Source organism: Peribacillus sp. JNUCC 23, assembly GCF_053653995.1.
In genome coordinates this window covers 595688-615588 of the sequence record NZ_CM132202.1, presented here as the reverse complement: position 1 = coordinate 615588, position 19901 = coordinate 595688, and the positions used below count along the sequence as shown (strand labels likewise).

13 protein-coding genes are annotated in these 19901 nt (G+C 36.3%); 1 reads left to right on the top strand and 12 read right to left on the bottom strand.

What is annotated here, in order from left to right; all coding sequences use genetic code 11:
- Positions 1-138 precede the first annotated feature (138 nt).
- Positions 139-2847 (bottom strand): GTP-binding protein, encoded by a 2709-nt coding sequence (locus tag JNUCC23_RS03060; RefSeq protein WP_454214244.1) that lies wholly within the window; start codon positions 2845-2847, stop codon positions 139-141.
- 579 nt (positions 2848-3426) lie between these two features.
- Between JNUCC23_RS03060 and JNUCC23_RS03055 the strand changes: the two genes are divergently transcribed.
- Complete coding sequence (locus JNUCC23_RS03055) at positions 3427-4356, top strand: aldo/keto reductase (RefSeq protein ID WP_454214242.1); 930 nt, start codon at positions 3427-3429, stop codon at positions 4354-4356.
- 709 nt (positions 4357-5065) lie between these two features.
- Here JNUCC23_RS03055 and JNUCC23_RS03050 read toward each other — a convergent pair.
- From JNUCC23_RS03050 to JNUCC23_RS03000, 11 genes are all read right to left on the bottom strand, one after another.
- Positions 5066-5821 (bottom strand): sugar phosphate isomerase/epimerase family protein, encoded by a 756-nt coding sequence (locus tag JNUCC23_RS03050; protein WP_454214240.1) that lies wholly within the window; start codon positions 5819-5821, stop codon positions 5066-5068.
- Between the two features lie 120 nt (positions 5822-5941).
- Positions 5942-6997 carry a Gfo/Idh/MocA family protein gene (locus JNUCC23_RS03045; protein ID WP_454214238.1) on the bottom strand — a complete coding sequence of 352 codons (1056 nt, stop codon included), beginning with the start codon at positions 6995-6997 and terminating at the stop codon, positions 5942-5944.
- 3 nt (positions 6998-7000) lie between these two features.
- Complete coding sequence (locus tag JNUCC23_RS03040) at positions 7001-8011, bottom strand: Gfo/Idh/MocA family protein (protein WP_454214236.1); 1011 nt, start codon at positions 8009-8011, stop codon at positions 7001-7003.
- A gap of 95 nt (positions 8012-8106) precedes the next feature.
- Positions 8107-9189 (bottom strand): Gfo/Idh/MocA family protein, encoded by a 1083-nt coding sequence (locus JNUCC23_RS03035; protein WP_454214234.1) that lies wholly within the window; start codon positions 9187-9189, stop codon positions 8107-8109.
- Positions 9190-9356: 167 nt separating this feature from the next.
- A complete protein-coding gene (locus JNUCC23_RS03030) occupies positions 9357-10421 on the bottom strand; it encodes a Gfo/Idh/MocA family protein (protein ID WP_454214233.1) in 1065 nt (354 codons plus the stop codon).
- Positions 10422-10574: 153 nt separating this feature from the next.
- Entirely contained in the window at positions 10575-11447 is an 873-nt protein-coding gene (locus JNUCC23_RS03025) for a sugar phosphate isomerase/epimerase family protein (protein ID WP_454214231.1), read from the bottom strand.
- A 272-nt stretch (positions 11448-11719) separates the two neighbouring features.
- On the bottom strand, positions 11720-13333 hold the full coding sequence (locus JNUCC23_RS03020) for an extracellular solute-binding protein (RefSeq protein ID WP_403074852.1): 1614 nt from the start codon (positions 13331-13333) through the stop codon (positions 11720-11722).
- A gap of 112 nt (positions 13334-13445) precedes the next feature.
- The gene (locus JNUCC23_RS03015) at positions 13446-14351 is read right to left on the bottom strand and encodes a carbohydrate ABC transporter permease (RefSeq protein ID WP_403074856.1); all 906 of its coding nucleotides are present in this window, start codon (positions 14349-14351) and stop codon (positions 13446-13448) included.
- A 14-nt stretch (positions 14352-14365) separates the two neighbouring features.
- On the bottom strand, positions 14366-15352 hold the full coding sequence (locus JNUCC23_RS03010) for an ABC transporter permease (protein WP_403074859.1): 987 nt from the start codon (positions 15350-15352) through the stop codon (positions 14366-14368).
- Positions 15353-15690: 338 nt separating this feature from the next.
- Entirely contained in the window at positions 15691-17952 is a 2262-nt protein-coding gene (locus JNUCC23_RS03005; protein ID WP_454214228.1) for a helix-turn-helix domain-containing protein, read from the bottom strand.
- 624 nt (positions 17953-18576) lie between these two features.
- Entirely contained in the window at positions 18577-19893 is a 1317-nt protein-coding gene (locus JNUCC23_RS03000) for an alpha-L-fucosidase (RefSeq protein ID WP_454214226.1), read from the bottom strand.
- Positions 19894-19901 lie beyond the last annotated feature (8 nt).

Here is a 19901-nt window from a genome sequence, read left to right as displayed (position 1 = left end):
CAATTGATAATATTCTAAATAGATAACCTATTCTAAGTAAACAGTTTCCTAAATTCTATTTCTCTACTGAATTTGAGAAAGTTTTACTTTAATATTTAAGAAAGAGAATGTCCCTTTAGAGACACCCTCTTCTTTCTCTTACCTACTCGCTTTTTGCATCCATTCATACTGATGTAGACGGACTTCAAAAAGCGTAATTGGATCACGGTATTGCTCTGGACGTTCACGCATTTTATCAAGTGCCGCTTGGTTTTCTTTAATTTCATATTCTGATTGTTCAACAGCTGCATGGAGATTGCCTTTTGCGCCGCGGAAAAACATCGTAATATCACGATCAAGTGATTTCTCGAACAATTCAAATTGGGAAAGGAATTTTCGAGCAATCATTTCAGCTACATTATCATAATCCATCGTTTCCAGATATTTTTTGTAACGCGTATACATCCCTGCTTTGTTTTGCCCAATTGAACCAAATAGTTTACCTGCCCCTTTGAGCAACAATTGGGAAGGAGTATGACGAAGTAGGATATTCACATGGTCTATGCGAACTCCACTTGTCATCCGATCTGCATCACGACTCCAATCATCCAGTACTTTAAAGTCACATTGCAAATCCATGCGATTATCCCGATATAAGACATTAAATCCTTCTGCCATTTCGTTCAACTCATATTGACATTGGGTGAAATCTTGTTTAGATTCCATAATCCAATGTTGAAGAGAATTATAAAATCTTGGCAGTACTCGGCGATTCATATAATCTTGAATTCGGACATTCATTTCGTCATTCAAAGTGAGATGGATTTGGCTGAAATCACTATCTTCCTTCACTAACTCTGAACTTTCACGGAGAAGTTTAGGAATGGTCACTTTCAAATCATTTTTCACTTCTTCTTTAATCAAGCGATAGTTCTTGGAAATAGTTTTTATTTTTTCTTTTTCCAGATCCTTCAGCTGGTTAATTGCACCGTTCACCTTCACAACCATCTCTTCATTCCAAGCAATGGACTCTACTCGTTCGTTTTCCATTTCAACCCTTTTTTCTAAAAGCGATGTTAATGTTTGGCGAATATAGTATAAAAGAGCATCCGTTCTTAGCTGTTCAATAAATATCCCTGTCTGACTTGCCGCGACGAATTCAGATGCGTCCTGCATTTGTTTGCGGCTATTATATTCAGAAGAATAAGCAACAACATTCGATCTAGGGAAGTCCGCCACAATACGCTCAGTCGTTTCATCGAGTATCCGCCTTGCCTCACTTTCGCTAGAAATCTTATCCATCCGATTCATCACAAAATGAATAGACAGATGAGGAGCCCGCTTCTTTATCTGTAACAACATATCACGCTCATAATCTGTGAATGGCGACACCGCATCCAGGACAAATACCATGCTGTCCGCCGTATGACTGATACTTAGAAATTCGGGGCTCATCACTGTATGTCGATCAATAGGAGGTGCATCAATAAGTGTGAGTGAATGATCTTGTAAAAAAGGTGACGGATAGTTCAGCTCTATGAACGCATTCGGTGAAATATCACGTAAATCCAGCAATGGAATTCGCTCTGTTTCCGTAACCTCAAGGATGTTAGGCTCATCACTATCCCGAACGATTAAATAGGCAGGTGTTTCTTCTTCACTAAGCTCAGCACCAAGTAAGTTGTTAACGAATGAAGATTTCTCTGATTTCTCAGTTCCTGTAATTAATAGATGTTGAGTCTCTAAGTCCTTTAATACTTCAACGAGCCATTTTGTTTTTTCTCCTGGATCAACATCATGCTTAGTAGACCATTGAATCACATCTTCATAAAGTGTAGAGCTTGCTTGGAACGATGGTTCACTTACTCGAATTTGTGCTAATCGATTTTCTGCATCCCCTACGACTAGTGGATTCATTTGTTCATTAAAGATTTCATTCCATGACAATACAGCTGCTGAGGCAAACATGACTTGGGATGAATCCGCCAGCTTCAACCAATTGCTTAGAAGCTCAGGGACGATTGGTTGTAGTTCATGGACTAAGAAATGTCCATCTATTAATTCTAAATAGGTATCTTTAAAAGTATTCGCTAAATCATGCCAAGAATGGGTCTCGTCAATTTCATTCATGTAAAAGAATGTATTAATCGAAGTTAGCCATTCGAAATAGACGTCTTGCTGGCGATATTCCTGCCAAAGTGAGGTTACTAGCTTCTCAAATCGTTTCTGATCGGTTAGTGATAACAATTCCAATACTTGATTGAAATACACAGGTAATAGGTTTTTCGTATACCCAAGGTCTACATATCCTTGAAGAACATCAAACCATTTTAATACACCTGTTCTAAGACTCTCATTAACAACAAGTTCAATTGCACTCTCCCAATCATTTTGACTATCAAAAAATGAACGAGCAAGGTCCGTAACATTCGGATAATCTGGATGAAAGGATACCACGTTTTTAATCGTTCCAGATGCAAGATCAAACCGCTCTTCTTCTATGTAAAGTGTAAACAATTGCAGTGCTACTTCAGCCCTTAAGACCAAGTTCTCTGAAGTAATTGATTTATAGAGTTCTTCAGCTGTAGAATGCATCCCAAGCTCGTAATAGGCATCAGCAACATTCTTCTTCGCCCAAGGCTCAAGTTCTGTCCCAATATTCTCCCATTTAAAGATCGCTGCTTCAAAGTCCTTATAATGAAAATATAATTCTCCTTGTGCATAGCGGATCGTTGACAGTTCAGGAACCTCTTTCTTTTGTTCTTCTAAATACGCCTCTCCCAACAGTTGAATCGGTTCTCCGTCTTTACCATCGTTCACGAATGTCTCATAAAATTTTTTGTGAATTAAAAGAGTTTCCGAAACCATTTTAGTCCCCCGTTACCTCATATTTTATCAATCTCAAATGAGAATTTCTTTATAACTACTAACATACTATTTTAACAAAAATTCACGTATGATAAATTTCTTTCTACTTACAATTGTAGAACAATATTAACCATGTGTGTAAAAAACTTAATAATTCATCCATTAATTTGGTTTGAATCCCATTTTATTACATAATAATGCATTTTGCGAAGAAAAGAATCCTCCCTAAGCAAGATTACGCCTAAGTTCATAGCCCCCCTATTTACGGATTTTATAAAAACCCTGAAGCTAAGTGATACGGTGTGGACAATTATTAGCCGAAACTAAGGATAAGTAGCGTGCACGCCCCCTCCTATTCTAATATTACGATCCAGAAATCAAATTTGCGCGCCAGTATTGAAAAATACATAGCCAAACGTGTGGTATCAATCTTAGACGAGTGTTTCTTTTATTATTGATGCCATACTCCAAATCCAACCTATTTTTTAAGAATAATCTGAATTAAAAGCATACTATTTTATGTATGAACTTACTTTTTGTTATGATACATGTGAATGAAAAAAAGGGAGATGTGTGGAAATGGTGCAACAAGTAAGAATTGGAAAAACAGATTTATATGTAAACCCGATTGGACTTGGGACAAATGCAGTTGGCGGTCACAATATTTACCCTCATTTAAATGAGGACACAGGAAAAGATGTAATCAGAACTGCTTTTGAAAGCGGGATTAATTTTCTGGATACAGCCTATATTTATGGGCCAAAACGTTCTGAAGAATTGATTGGTGAAGTGATTAAAGAAAGAGGAAATCGTTCAGATATTGTGATCGCTACAAAGGGTGCTCATAAATTTGTCGATGGAAAAGTGATTTTTGATAATTCCCCAGCATTCTTAAGAGACGCAGTGGAAAGTAGCTTAGAACGGTTGCAAACGGATTATATTGATTTGTTCTATATTCATTTTCCAGATGAAGCTACACCAAAAGATGAAGCAGTGGGCGCATTAAAAGAGTTAAGAGACCAAGGGAAAATCCGTGCAATTGGCGTTTCTAACTTTTCATTGGAACAATTAATCGAAGCGAATAAAGATGGTTATGTGGATGTATATCAGGGGTGGTATAATCTTTTTAAACGCGAAGCAGAAAAAGACTTACTTCCTTTTACAAAAAAGAATCATATTTCCTTTATTCCTTATTTCCCACTTGCTTCCGGCTTACTTGGTGGGAAATATGATAAAAACACCATTTTTAATGATGGACGAGCCAAAAATCCGCTTTTCCAAGGTGACACATTTATTAGTAATCTTGAAAAGGTCGAACAAGTTCGTGAAATTGCTAACAATAAAGGAGCAGAGGTTGCAGATGTTGTCCTCTCTTGGTATTTGCAGCAACCAGCAATTGATGTGTTGATTCCTGGTGCCAAGAAGCCTGAACAAGTAAGTCGGAATCTCAACACTTTACAAGTTGTGCTGACACCAGATGAAATCGAAAGAATCAGTCGAATTTTTTAATGATGATAATAAGAACGGTTCTCAACTAATGACTTCTCTTCAGGAAGAGATTTTCATAAGTCCTCCTAAATGACACGACTTTCAGCATTTAAAATAATTGATCAAATAACAATCGATCTATGTTTAACGTTGAAAAGATGACTTCAAATCGTTTTGTTGATTCCACTTCATGTAACTCTTGCATACCAAACAAGTTTCCTTTCGTATAATAGACTTAGGGAGTCCCCTCCATTCTGATATCGTTTAAGTGTCGTTACTAAACATGATAGAGGAATTTGGGGAGGTACTCCTTTTTTTGTACACGGAGACTTTCAGGAAGCAAAGGTTTCATATTATGAAATTCTTTCATCCTTCTTATTATCTGGACCACACTTTCATTGTACTTCTCATTCTTAATTATTCCTTTCTTTTTCTGCGTTTCTACTGGCTCTATTTACTGGATCGCTGACCTTAAATCCAAAGAATTAATCATCCAAAAAATTCAATTACTCACTTAAAAAAAACGCTGTTAAGTGAACCGAATCTTAACAACGTTTTATATATCGCGACAAAAGATTTCAATGCAATCCCATTAAAAATAAAAACAGATGCTTCATGAATTTTTTTGAACTTCTCCCTTTATTAAATTTAAGTGTGCGTTTCTCATCTTGTCACAACTATTTCATAATGCTTTTAGTGCAGCAACCTTTTATTCCGTTTATTACTAATCTCATTTTAAAAGTTGAGTTAAATGATCAATGTTCAACTTTGCGCTCACCATCGGATCACCATCAAATTGCTCTTGTTCAACGACAAACCAATTTACGCCATACTCATTGCCTACTTGAAGCAAACCGTCAATATCAAGTGTTCCCGATCCTATTTCACTACTTCGTTTATTACCATTTTCCTCTTTCATATCTTTAATATGAAGAGAAACAACACGATTTCCATATTTCTTAATTATATCTCTTGGATCATAGCCAGCATACGTGGCCCAATAACAGTCTAATTCAACTTTCACAAGGGCGGGGTCCGTATTTCCAAATAACAGATCAAATCCTGTGATCCCATCATAAGTGTCAAATTCAAAATTATGATTATGGTAAGCAAACGTCAACCCATTATCCTTACATATTTGACCTATTTTATTAAACTGCTCAGCCGTTCTCTGGTAATCATCGCTCGTGTTTCTTGATTCCTCTGGTAGAAATGGACAAATAATCAGATCATTACCTATGTCAAGATTATAAGAGATGGTTTCTTGGATCTTGTCACCTATCAATACATCCAGTCCTACATGACTTCCTGCTGTACTAATCCTCCTTTCATTCAAAATCCTTTTCAAATCCTTTGCAGGTGTTTTAAAAAAGCCCGCAAATTGAATTCCCTCATACCCCATATCAGAAACTCGACTAACTGTACCTAAAAAGTCTTCTCCTGCCGCTTCACGAACTGAATATAACTGAAGTCCAATTTTCCCCATCGCCATTCTCCTCTGTAAAAATTTTTAGGCATTACAAATCCCCCAAAATACTAGTGACTTGGTGGCCCTGATTAATTGCGTGGCATAGTTTGAGAATCAATTTTAATTATTATTGGTTGGTTAAACTGTCCTAGATAGCTTAATAGCCTTTCCTTTTTCGGCAGATTCATATAAACTGTTGATAATTTTTTGCAGCGCTACCCCTTGTTTTGCATTACTTATCGGTTGATTTCCCGTTAAACAACAATTAACAAAAGATTCCATCTGAATTCCGTGTGCATCCACTTTGGGAAGATATGCTGGAGTAATATCGATAAGTGTATTATGTTTTTCCTGATAAATCTTCAGTGGGAATACATCTGCACCACCTTTATCTCCCATCAAGGATACGGACATTTCTTCACGTTGTTCGATATTTGCAGCAAATGCTGTTTCTAGGATAATTGATGCACCATTTTTAAAGGTAATCATTCCACGTACCATATCCTCTACAGAAAAGTTCTCCCAATCCCATTCGCCTGAGAGGCCTACACCTTTTTTGTTCCCAAGCTTTTGATATGCCACACCAAATACAGTATCTGGCTCTGGATATCCCATTAAGTACAAGGCAGTATCTAACATATGAACACCTATATCGATAAGTGGTCCCCCACCTTGTAATTCCTTGTTGGTAAAAACACCCCAACCGGGAATGCCACGCCTGCGGATCGCATGAACACGAGCAGCATAAATACCACCCAATTCATCCGCATCAATAAACCTTTTTAACGCTTCAACTTCTGGTGTATGACGATAATGCAGACCATATGTTAATATTTTTCCAGCCTGTTGTGCCGTTGCAGCCATTTTCTCCGCTTCTTCAACTGTCATTGCAGGTGGCTTCTCACAAATAACATGACACCCTGCTTTTAGTGCAGCTATTGTCGCTTCTGCATGGAATTTGTTCGGTGTACAGACACTTACTGCATCAAGCTCCACAGTATTTAACATTTCGTCATAGCTCGTAAAGACATTATCAATGTCGAATTTGCTCGCCAACTGTTCTGCGTTCTCTCTTACGACATCAGCAACAGCTACTATTTTCACTTTATCAACGTGCTTCAGATAATTAGGTATGTGTGCAACTCTTGCAATACCACCTGCTCCGATAATTCCAACTCGAAGGACATTGTTCATTTTTCATTCCCCCGTAATTTCTTTTATTTCAATTCGACGACTCTCTTGATCAGACAATGCAGCGGCTTCATTCATTAGAGTCAAATGAATCACATCTTCTTTTGTAATCGTGGGTACCGTTCCATCTTTAATGAACGCTGCCCATTGTTCTAGTGGCATTGGTAAAGACGAGTCGATTTCTTCTGGATGTATCCATTCTCCATCTCCTAGCTGACTACTTTTCAAACGAATGTCTTCATCTTCAATGAGCAGTGTTCCTTCTGTCCCATACAGTTCTAACTGAAACGGACTTCCATTTGATAAAAAGCTAGTCTCAATAACACCAAGCGCACCAGATTCATACTCTACTAAAACAACAGCGTTATCATCCACTCCGAGCTTTTTTGTTTGCTGTAATCGTGCATGTAGAGCCTGTACGGGTCCAGCTAGACGGTTCGTCAAATAAATCGGATGTGCCCCTAGGTCAATCAATGAACCTCCACCACTTTGTTCTTTATCAAAAAATCGTACAGGTAACCACCCCTGTGTTCTCCCATCCGCTACAACCGCTCCATTATGAGCAAGTCGACAACGAATCATCGTCAATCGACCAAGCCAGCCTTTGTCCACTACCTTTTTGGCATATAAATAATAATCTCTCGTTAGTCTTGGTAAAGAAACCATTAGCTTAACTCCTTGTACCTCGACTGCATCAAATATTTCCTCACAGTCTTTGACAGAAAACGCCAATACCTTTTCAGTGAAAATATGTTTTTTATTGTTTGCTGCAGCAAGAATGATTTCCTTATGCAGATTAGTAGGTGTATTGACAACGATCGCATCTATAGATGGATTGGCTAGAACGGATTGTAGATCTGGTTCAAACGGGACGCCAAGCTCCTCCGCCCATTTTCTACCTCGTTCCATATCTTCATCCCACACAACTTGGACAGATAGATGTTCATTCTCCCTGATCTCTCTTTCATAATCATCAGCATGTACATGCCATCTACTTAATAAAGCAACATGAATCATTTTTTTTCCTCCTTAACAAACTCGAAATAAAATCCAAATTAATTCATACGGAAAATGCTTCTGCCTTCTGTACTTTAAGAACCTCTACTAGCATTTCACTCAAAATAAACGGCTTTACCCGTTTTGGCAGATTCATAGATGGCTTCTAAAATTTGTGTAACGACTAAGGCCTCTTCCGGTTTCACGATCGGTTCTGTGTTATGAATAATGCTTTCGATCCAAAGTCTCGCTTCTAGATCAGCATCACTTTCTTCCTTTCCATCATAAAAGGCAACACCACCAGCACCTAACTCCACATTGGTTGTATACAGTTTACTAAAATTCTCGCCATTAATACGCAAGCCGTCTTTCATATCAGCTCCACCTTCCGTACCACTAAGCGAGCATTTTGCTTCATCCACATCAAGGGTATTCAAAGCCCAACTTGCCTCTAAGACAATGGTTGCTCCATTTTCCATCGTAATAAACCCAAACGCAGAATCTTCAACCGTGAACTTTTCTGGATCCCAAGGGCCCCAAGCATTTGCAGCGTCCTTCTTTTTCCCTAATTTATGATAAACCGTTCCCATCACAGATTTCGGTTTATAATTGTCCATCATCCATAATGTTAAATCGAGAGCATGTGTCCCAATATCAATTAACGGGCCGCCACCTTGTTTCTCTTCATCTAAGAATACGCCCCAAGTTGGTACTGCTCGGCGGCGAATGGCATGTGCTTTTGCGTAATACACTTCACCTAGGTCACCCTGTTTACAAACATTGTGTAAATGTTGGCTGTCTGGTCTAAAGCGATTGTTATATCCAATCGTTAGCTTTTTACCGGTACGTTCTGCCGTTTCAACCATTAACTTAGCTTCTTCAGTCGTTTTTGCCATCGGCTTCTCACACATAACATGCTTGCCAGCTTCCATGGCCGCAATTGAAATTTCCGCATGAGAAATATTTGGTGTGAGGACATGGACCACGTCGATGGATTCGTCTTTCAATAATTGTTGATAATTCTTATACACCGCTGCTTCAAGTGTTCCATACTTCTTCGCAGCTTTCTCTGCCTTTGTTATGTCAATATCACAAAATGCAACCATTTCTACTTGTTCAAGCTTCTTAAGACTCGGTAAGTGTTTTCCATTCGCAATTCCTCCACACCCAATAATCGCTACCTTTAATTTTTCAGACATTTTATTTTCCTCCTCAAAATATTTTTTGCTAAATACCATACTAATATTTAAAAAAATCAGTATTTTGTAAATGTATCTACTAGTGCCCTTTCAATATCTAAAAAAATGGAACTATTTTTTTTAATGACTTTCAATATTTGTTTTTCATCCCCTTATTTTAGCCGCCGTTAATCGAAGTAAATTTCCATACCTTTTTCACTAGATTCATAAATACCAGCCAATATTTTCATAATTTCTACGCCATCTTGAACGGGGCTGATTGTTTCCATTTCACCCTTTACACAAGATACAAAATGGTCAATTTCATTTTGGAATCCTTTATTAAAATCAAATGATAATGAATCAATTTGTGGTGTAATATTTAAAATAGTATTATTTTTTTCCGTTACAAGTTGAAGTCTAGGTTCAATTTCTGCACCACCTTTGTCACCGAACACGCTAACCGCGATTAACTCTTCCTTCACATGAAGCGTAAAACTGACATCAACCATTAAAGATGCACCATTTTCAAATCGAATGATTGCATTGGCTAGATCTTCTACTGTATTTTTATCTGGATCATAGTCTGCCGCCTTATAGAAGGTTTTATTTTCAACATTTGAACGATTTCCCAGTTTATTGTATGTGTTTCCGCTAATTGATTTAACTTTCGGTTTTCCCATTAAATACCAGCATAAATCTAAAACATGAACACCTAAATCGATCAACGGACCTCCACCTGAGCGTTCTTTATCAGCAAACCAGCCTCCAGGGTTACCCAAAGCCCTAATGCAAGATGCTTTTGCATAATAGATTTCACCAAGGTCACCTGAATCAATGAATTTTTTTAACACTTGAGTATTGGTGCCAAAACGGCGAACGAAGCCAACTTGAAGGGTTTTTCCATCACTTTCTTGAACTGCTTCCTCTATTTCAAGTGCTTCCTCTACTGTTTTACAAAGTGGTTTTTCTACTAATACATGTTTGCCAGCTTGTAATGCAGCAATTGATATTTCCGCATGGGAGTTATTCCATGTACAAATACTTACAGCATCAATTTCAGGATCAATTAATAAATCCTGATATTTTTTATAATACTTTTCAGCACCATACTTCTCTGCTTTTTCTTGTGCTCTTTGTTCGTTAATATCACAAACGGCATAGATTTCAACATCCTTATTATTTTTGTAGGATTCAAAATGCATGTCTGATATAGAACCTGCTCCAATTACACCAACTTTTATTTTCCCCATTTCCTTATCCTCTTTTCTCTTGTTAAACTTCTTCCCGAATTCCGATTTAACAATTCAAGCATCCGACTCTTGAGCAATACAACAAATTAGCATAGAGGGTTTTCAAATCACAATTGAAAATCCCTATCACAAATGTAACTAACCTGATACTATTTAAGCCTCTTTCCAAAAGCGTCTTAGATTATCCATTCCAATTTTACATGCTTCCTTGCATTCTTCCATTCCTTCAAATTCCAATGTAATATTACCATCGTAACCAAATTCCTTAATAAGTTTAACAATTTCTCTTATTGCTATATCACCCTGTCCAACAATTGCCCCCCTTAGGAAATTACCATTTGACGTCTTAAACCATTTTCCTGCACCAGGATCTTCATAAAAAGGACGAAAATAAAAATCTTTAAAGTGAACAAGTGATGCATATGGCAGATTCTTCTTCACACCTACAATAGAATTTTCATCAACACACATAAAGTTCCCTATATCCAATGTTGTTTTAAAGTTAGGCCTATCAACTGCATGGAGCACGCGTTGGACGCGATCACTGTGTTGAACAGCAACACCGTGATTTTCTATCGTTGTTGTAATCTCGAATTGTGCTGCATAGTCAGCAATGCGACGGCTCCCTTCAATGATTTGTGGTAGACTGTTTTCAAAGTATTCAATTGTCATTTTTTCACGCGGGAGTGTAAACGCTGTCACATCATGACGCATATGTCTGATACCCATTCGTTTTAAAAGATCAACATGTTCTTTCAATCGTACAATTTCCGCTTCAAATTCTTCTTCTGTTTCTTGGACAAAATTTGCTGGAATCGAATAGTTTGATAGTTCGATCCCCACTTCTTTTGCTTTATCACGCACTTTATCTGCTAGTTCTAAATTATCTACTAAACTAAAACCATAAGGAACAATTTCCATATGCTCTCCACCATTGTCGGCAATCCATTGCACAACATCTAGTACATCCATTTCTCCAGCTTCAATGGCATCTAGCAAACTATACGTGCTTAATCCTACTTTCATCTCATATATCCCCCTTACACCTTTGTATTCGTACCAGAAATACTATCTGGATTTTCATACATGATGGATGTAATCTTGATGACTGTCATTCGATTAAATTACATTTTATGTTTAACTAGTCAACTCTACCTTTAGACTATTTCTATTGATAATGACTCGTATGAATATTTCCCAAAAGGGCCATACGAGTCATCTTTTTAATTATCATGAGAGCTCAATTAGCACGGTATTTAAGTACCAGCAAACTGTTATTTTTCTATATAAATATAGGATTATTTATTTTTAGCCCAACGATCATACGCACCTTGATAAATCTCAATATATTCGTCAATTTTCATCTTTTCAATTGTTTCTACATAATTACCCCAATTTGATAATGGTTCAACACCAGTAATGAACTTTGCTTCCATCTGCTCGACATAAGAGCGTAAGTCAACCTCAATCGCATTAACTTGTTTTTGTTCCTTTGCAGTTAAATAAACGTATGGAAAAGGAACTTCACCAAAAGGAGCAATCTTTTCCGATGTTTCTGAATTAATGAATTTTTCAAAGTCTGACTTTTCCCCAAATCCTTGAATTGGCCCTCTTAAGGATGGAGTAGCAATTGCATAATCAGGAGTCAATGTACCTCGATAATCTTCCATTGATTCAAACTCCTTAGGCAATTCAGCTTGTTTTTTTGTACCTGCTTCTTTGTCAACCCACTCCCAAAGTAATCCTTCAGGACCTTTATTTATGAATTCAAAACCTTCCTGTGAATAGAAGTAGTCAATCCAACGTATTGATGCTTCTGGATTTGGATTGTTTTTCGTGATAGAAAAAGTACCTCTTGTCATTCCTGATCTAATTGGCACGACTACTTCATCTGATACAGAACTTGTTAAAGGGTAAAACATCGGATTATTCAATGCCACTTCTTCCGTTTCACCTGTTGTAAAGAATGAGAACCAATCCGGGAATATCCCTAGTCTATTAGACTGCCCTTTTGCTTTTTTCTGTTCATCTGATTGAGAAAATGTCTCTGGATCTAATAATTTTTCCTTATAAAGTTTATTCATAAATGTTAAATATTCTTTATACTCATTTTCAACTGGTGTATATCTAACGGTTCCATCATTTTCTTCAATACCCCATTCTTTCATGCCAAATGCCGCTAAAAACCATGCACGAGAACTATTCATTTTAACGTCAAGTAATGGAATCTCATCTGCTTTGCCATTACCATTAGGATCCTCTGTTTTAAATCGTTTTAATAATTCATAAAATTCATCTGTAGTCTTGGGAAGCTCCTTAACGCCTAATGCTTCTAGCCATCGACCGTTATACCATAATGGTCCTTTAAACCAACTCGCTGAACTACCTGATGTTTCTGAATCTACCATTGGCAATGAGTAAATATGACCATCAACTGTAGTAATAGACTTTCTGACATCAGGTCTTTCTTCAAGTAACTTTTTTAGATTAGGAGCATGTTCATTTATAAGATCCTCTAAAGGTATTAATACTCCCTGTTCACCATAATCAACTTCCATTGCAGGAGTTAAGTTAGATGTACCAGCTGCATAGATAATATCAGCTATATCTCCACTAGCAAATGCTAAATTTAATTTCGTTTGAAAGTCACTTAATGGAGGTGTAATGTATTTAAAGTCCATATTGGTCATTTTTGCATATTCTTTTAAAGCAGGCATGTCTTTCCATTCCTGCATACCAGTACCTGGTGCCATCAATGTTAATTCTAATTTTTCGTCTACAATCGGAAAACCGTCTTTATTTACTTCAACAGCTGCAGCTTTTGATGTGTCTTTTTCTTTGTCTGATGAACACGCGGTTAGTGCTAATGTTGCAAAAACAGCTGGTAAAAGTAATGTTAATGCTTTTCTCATCTGTAAATCCCCCTTCACTTTTTGAGTTTTGTATGTCTCCCCACCCAGATAGTGCGTCTTCTAATACGTGATCACCCCCTTATAAATAACCTTTTTCCTATGATTATTTTGCTTATCCTTTGAGTGAACCTATCATGACGCCTTTAACAAAATGGCGTTGTAAAAATGGATACGCAATGATAATAGGTAATGTGGATACAATCATTACCCCGTACTTAATAATAGCGGCTAGTTGTTGCTTGCTATGCAACGCCTCAGCCATACTACCTGTCATATTTGTGTTCTGAGATGACATTTCTTGCAGGACAAGAATTTCTCTCAAGACTAATTGAAGCGGATACAGACTTTTATCAGATAAATAGATCAATGCGTTAAAATAGCCATTCCAATGGCCAACGCCGTAAAATAATGCCATGACGGCTATGATTGGAGCTGATAAAGGTAAGATAATCTTAATAAACATCTTAAAATTAGAGCATCCATCAATAATCGCCGCTTCTTCCAATTCTTTTGGTATCGAAACCTGAAAAAACACACGCGCAATAACGATATTCCATACAGCCGCCGCGTTAGGTAAAACCATTGCCCAGATCGTGTCAATTAGCCCCAAGTTTTTTACAACTAAGTACGTTGGAATTAATCCACCACTAAAGAACATAGTTATTACAAAAATACCCATAAGTACATTTCTACCAACCAAATCTTTACGTGATAGTGCATAAGCTGCTGGTATAGTAACTGCTAGGTTAATGAACGTACCAAGTGCAGTATAAAAAATAGTATTGAGATAACCTCTCCAAATAGCATTATTCTCCAAAATCATCCTGTAACCTTCTAAAGTGAATCCTTTCGGTAGAAGCCACATTTCCCCTGAATTTACAGATGCCGGATCACTCACTGATGCACTAATAATGTAGATCAATGGATACATGACGATTAATAATGCGCAAGTTAGAAAAATATAAATAAAAGTTTTAATAACTTTATCTGTCTTTGTTTCACTAATAGCTGTATTCATTATCCTTTACCTCCCTACCATAGACTTGTTTCCGACCGTTTTTTCGCAACTTGGTTCACTGTTATTAGTAAAATAGCGTTAATTATTGAGTTAAATAATCCTACCGCTGAAGCAAAACTGTACTGGGCATCTAATAAACCAGCCTGATAAACGAAAGTCGCGATAACGTTCGACGACTCCAAGTTAAGTGGATTTTGTAGTAGCAATATTTTCTCGAACCCCATTGCGAGGAGGTTACCAACGTTCATAATTAACAAGATAATCATTGTAGGCACAAGTGCTGGAATGTTTATATACCAAATACGTTGAAGACGTGTAGCACCATCTACAATTGCTGCTTCATGATGTTGTGGATCTACACCAGAGAGAGCTGCGAGATAAATGATCGTTCCCCACCCCGTACTTTGCCATACACCTGAAAATACATAGACCGTTTTAAACCATTTTGGATCACTCATAAATGGAATTGGATCAAAGCCAAATAACTGAATAGCATGATTTACAAGACCTGTTGCTGGTGATAGAAATGCAAGAATCATACCTGCCATAACAACAACGGATATAAAATGTGGAGCGTATGTTACTGTTTGCACGGTTCTTTTGTATAGTCCATCTTTTGCCTCATTTAGTGCAAGTGCTAATATTATAGGTAATGGAAAACCAACAGCTAATTCGTAAACGCTAATTTCAAGTGTATTCTTAATTAAGTCCCAAAAATAATATGAATCAAAAAATCGAATGAAATGTTCAAACCCTACCCATTCACTGCCCCATATTCCCAAAGAGGGAATAAAATCTTTAAAGGCAATTTGTACCCCATACATTGGAACATAATGAAAGATAATAAAATACAAAAGTGCTGGCAATATAAATATGTACAGTTGCCAATTTTGCAGGATCTTTCTATTTTTTTTCTTTTTTTGTTTTCTTTGTATTAACTTTGGCTTAAAAGATTCTATCTCTTCTTCATGTGGTATGTTAGTAGCGGTGCTTGTCCCCATTTTATATCCCTCCCTTTTATGTAACTGCTTACATATTAGTTTTTTCAGAAAAGATAATCAATATGTTGTTTTTACTAAAGGTTGTCATAACAGAAATAATCCACTTGTTAACGCTTTCGAAAAGAGGGGCTATGAACTGGAACATATGTCAGTTTTGTTTTAGTATGTTTATTTTGACAATATGCTTACAAACCCTTGTCCACCGGCGTTTAGAGTTTAAAAACACTTTAATAGGATAAAGAATTCAAAGTTTCTTTACTTTTAAGGCCCATCTTTATGGAGTTATTTATACTCCAATAAAAAAATACCTCCATCATACGAAGGTACTAAAATATCTTTTATTTATTTATCGTACGATACTGCCCAGGTGTTACGCCAACTATTTTCTTGAACTTTCTAGTAAAATTGGCAACATCTTTATAACCCACTTGAGTTATTATATTAATAATCGATTGATCCGTCTCCCTTAGTTGCTTCTTCACTTCGTCCATGCGGAGATCCTGTAAATATTGTGTAAAGGTAACACCAGTTTGTTCTTTTATAAACCGACTTAGATATGATAGGGATAGATGAAACTCAATAGCTATATTTCCTAAGGATAGCTCATACAAATAATAATTTGTTTTAATGTAGTCTAAAATATCATTTCGTAGTTTATCATTATGGCTCTCTTTCCTAGCTTCAACCTCTTTACAAATAGTCAAAACTACATTACCAAGCTGGTTGTGTAATTGTTCAATAGAATTAAAGTCAACTATTTGATTGAAATCATGAAGATGTTTACTTAACCCCAATTCAGAAACTGTTTTCACAACCGTATTGATAATATCAAAACAAATGCATTTCGATACTTGGATTGACATATCTTTATCAGCAATGATTGTAAACATATTACGTAATGTTTCTACAGCAACAATTTCATCCCCTTGTTTTAAGCTTTGAACAAGTTTTATTTGTTCTTCCTTGGGATAACCTAGTGCCTGTTCTGGATGTAAACTAATATCCTCAAAATAGATAATACTACCTTGCGGGTTTACAAATTTGTATTCCATTGCGGCAAGAGCTTCAATATAGGAACGATTTATTCGACTTTTTTCATCATACAGCCCCCCTACACCAATAGTAGGCTCAATTGATGAAGTACCTTGAATATACTTTTTGATTTTTGGTACCAGTAATTGACGTTGTTTGTCTGTATTACTTTTTACCTGATCTAGACTTATAATGATCGCCATTGCATCATTATAAAGCAAATCAATACCGTGCACTGCGGTATCTTTAAGTGAGATATTTGCCAGCAGGTTAAAAATCCCTTCTCTTTCTTCGATATTATCTTCTTTAAATGTTCCTTTATCAAAATAGACAATTGCTACAAAGTAGTGACCATTTCTCATTTTAATATTTAAGGTCTGTAACAATGATTCTATTTCTTCGTTACCTCTTATGTCACCTTTTAATAGTCTCACTAGTAATTGATCTCTAGCAAAAGGCTTTTGCCTATACATTGCTTCATTTAATATTTGATGGTCTTCGAATACATTTGTAATCGTATTATGAATTGACTCCCATTCATTTCCACTCTCTACATTACCACCGCGTTTATCATTCTTGTTTGTTATTTCAAACAGATTTCTTATTGGCCTGTATTGATTTCTTCCTAGTAAAACAGCCAAAGCAAAACCAATAAATAAAGTAAAAATCAAAATTATCATTATTAAGTTTTTCGTATAATCAAGCTTCTCAAAAAATTGATCCGCGGCCATTAAAGTGATAAAAGTCCAACCACTAACGTCCGACTTAACGGAAGCAAGAGAATAGTCTTTTCCATCAATTACAACGTTATCAACCCCATTGCCTTTAATGGTTAATAAATCTAAATTTTTCTGGTTAATAGCCTTATCATTAATGGTGGCAGCAACTATCTCATTCTTTTCATTAAAAATATATGCATTGCCTTTAAATTCTCCTAATATATTTTGAATTAGGTCTGTCATCACTGACTCCTCTATAAAATACATGACGGTCCCATAAGGACTTGGATTACTCGGAGCGATTGGAAATAAGTAAGCAATCATTCTATCATGATCAGAATTGTTAACAATTACATTATCGATAGGCCTTATAAATGGAATTGTCGTATGCAAATCGCGAATAAAGTCTTCCTTTTTCCATCGATCAAATCTATACTTTTTTTTAAATAAAGTATCAATGGAATACGAACCACTAGTCGAATATAATGTTTCCTTCGTATGATAATAAACAAATAGTTCTTCGATAATAGAGCTATTCGCCTTATACTTTTTTAATTCTTCAATTGCCTCTCCGCTGTAATAGTCATGACCCATCATATATGGTGTTAAGCGCGGATCATAAGAAATTCTTGCAGCTAGAGTATTTAATTCCTTCATACGCTCATCAGTTATTTTCTCCACCTGTTCCAATTTATTAATATTGGATTGTTCAATTTCCTGACGTAAATTAGATACAGAATTATAATAGATTATTGCACTCATAATCATAAATGGAACAAGAAAAACCAGTAGATAGGAGACAATATATTTATATAATAGTCGAGATCTAATCCTATTAATTACAGACAAGTTCCATCTCCCTTTCCCCCTAAAAACATTCACTTTTAGTTTTCTTCCCTTTTTTTACTTATTTTCTTTTTCTATCCATATTATATCACAAAAGTGAATATTTTCGAATATTTAATCAACATTCAAAAGGGTCCATTCCCCTAATCACAACAACTATTCATCTCATTATGAAAATTGCTACTCATATAGGTTGATGCAATAATTAATAACTACTGAATTGGTTATATCTACTCTATTAAATCTTGATTAATATTCTAAAGAAAAGGCTCTTTTCGTAAAGATTGTTGTTTTTTCAAGTAACAAATTCGAGCAGATGTTGATTGTAGTGGAAGGTACGAGGCTCCTGAGAACGTCCGCCGAAAGCGAGTACCTGCAACGGAAATCAACCCAGGATAGTATTGTAAATATCATTCAAAAGCAACAAAGTATGCGAAAACAGCCAAAGAAAAAGAGACTATCCGAGTAGTAACGCAATTAGTTTGCTTACCTTTTTTGGTAGTCTCTTCTATTCATTTGCAAATTGTTATGAGACGAATCCTGCTAGATATTACACCTTTTTGTGAAATTTCATGTTGCTATCACGTACTTATTCGCTACTATTTTTCCCATCTTCACACTTACGATCTATTCCTTTAAAAACAATTCAATCACAGGTACAATTACATCTGGTTTTTGCACAGGAAGTTCCAATACAACTGAATTAATATCAATTTTCGCTTCTGTACTTGTTATTACCTCTTCAGGGTCAAATTCTCTAAAGTAAACCTCTGACGCATCATTAAGCAGTTGCGCATATTTTACTTTTCCAGCTAAACCCTCCAAATGAATGTGTCGGAATGGCCATGAGTAGATATGGAGATATAAACGATTCCCTTTTTGCGTATAGCGACAGTTACTTGGCGTTTTATATTCACTATGTTTTGCCCCATATATTGAACGAGAATGCAATCTCATCCATTCTCCAATTTCTTGTAAACGCAAAATGGAACGACTATCAAACTCTCCCCGCCCATTAGGCCCTACGTTCAATAGGAAATTCCCACTTTTTGAGACAGTATCAATTAACATTTTAAGGAGCATGTCAGTGGATTTCCAGTCTAGGTTATCGCGATGGTATCCCCAAGTTCCATTCATCGTTTGGCACGCTTCCCATATAACGGGAAGTCCATTTTTCTCAACCGGTTCATTTGGTTGGTACTGTTCTGGAGTTATTACACCTCGATTTAAGTCGAGGCGGTCATTAATTAGAATATCCGGTTGCAATTCTAACACCATCTTCTCTAATTTCTCAGACTGCCAATCAATAGCCCCTTTTCCTTTAGACCAACCCCAATCTCGATGAGGATATGAAAAATCGAACCAAATGTAATCTATTTGACCGTAATCTGTTAATAATTCTCGAACTTGTCCATGCATAAATTTCAAATACTTATTCATATCTCGATTGACATTTTCTTTTTTTAAATCTTCGTCATCTCGTTGTGGATGTAATCCATCGAGTGTAAATTCTGGATGATACCAATCGATTAAGGAATGATAAAGTCCTACTTTTAATCCTACTTCACGAAAAGCCTCAATTATTTCAGACAATAAATCTCGCTTTATTGGTGTGTTTGTCACCTTATATTCACTTAGTTTCGTATCCCATAATGCAAAGCCTTCATGATGTTTTGTCGTTATAACAAAATATTTCATACCAGCCTCTTTAGCAACACGAGCCCATTCTTTTACATCTAATAAATCTGGATCAAAATGTTCAAAGTACTTACGATATGCATCTAGAGGCGTTTTTTCATGTGTCATGACCCATTCATGGCGTGCTGCTGGCGTGTAGAGACCGAAATGTATAAATACCCCAAAACGATCTTTTAGAAACCATTCTGGATTCCCATATTGTGTAGGCCAATTTGCAAATTTTTTTTCATTGGTAATTGTATTCATTTTTATTA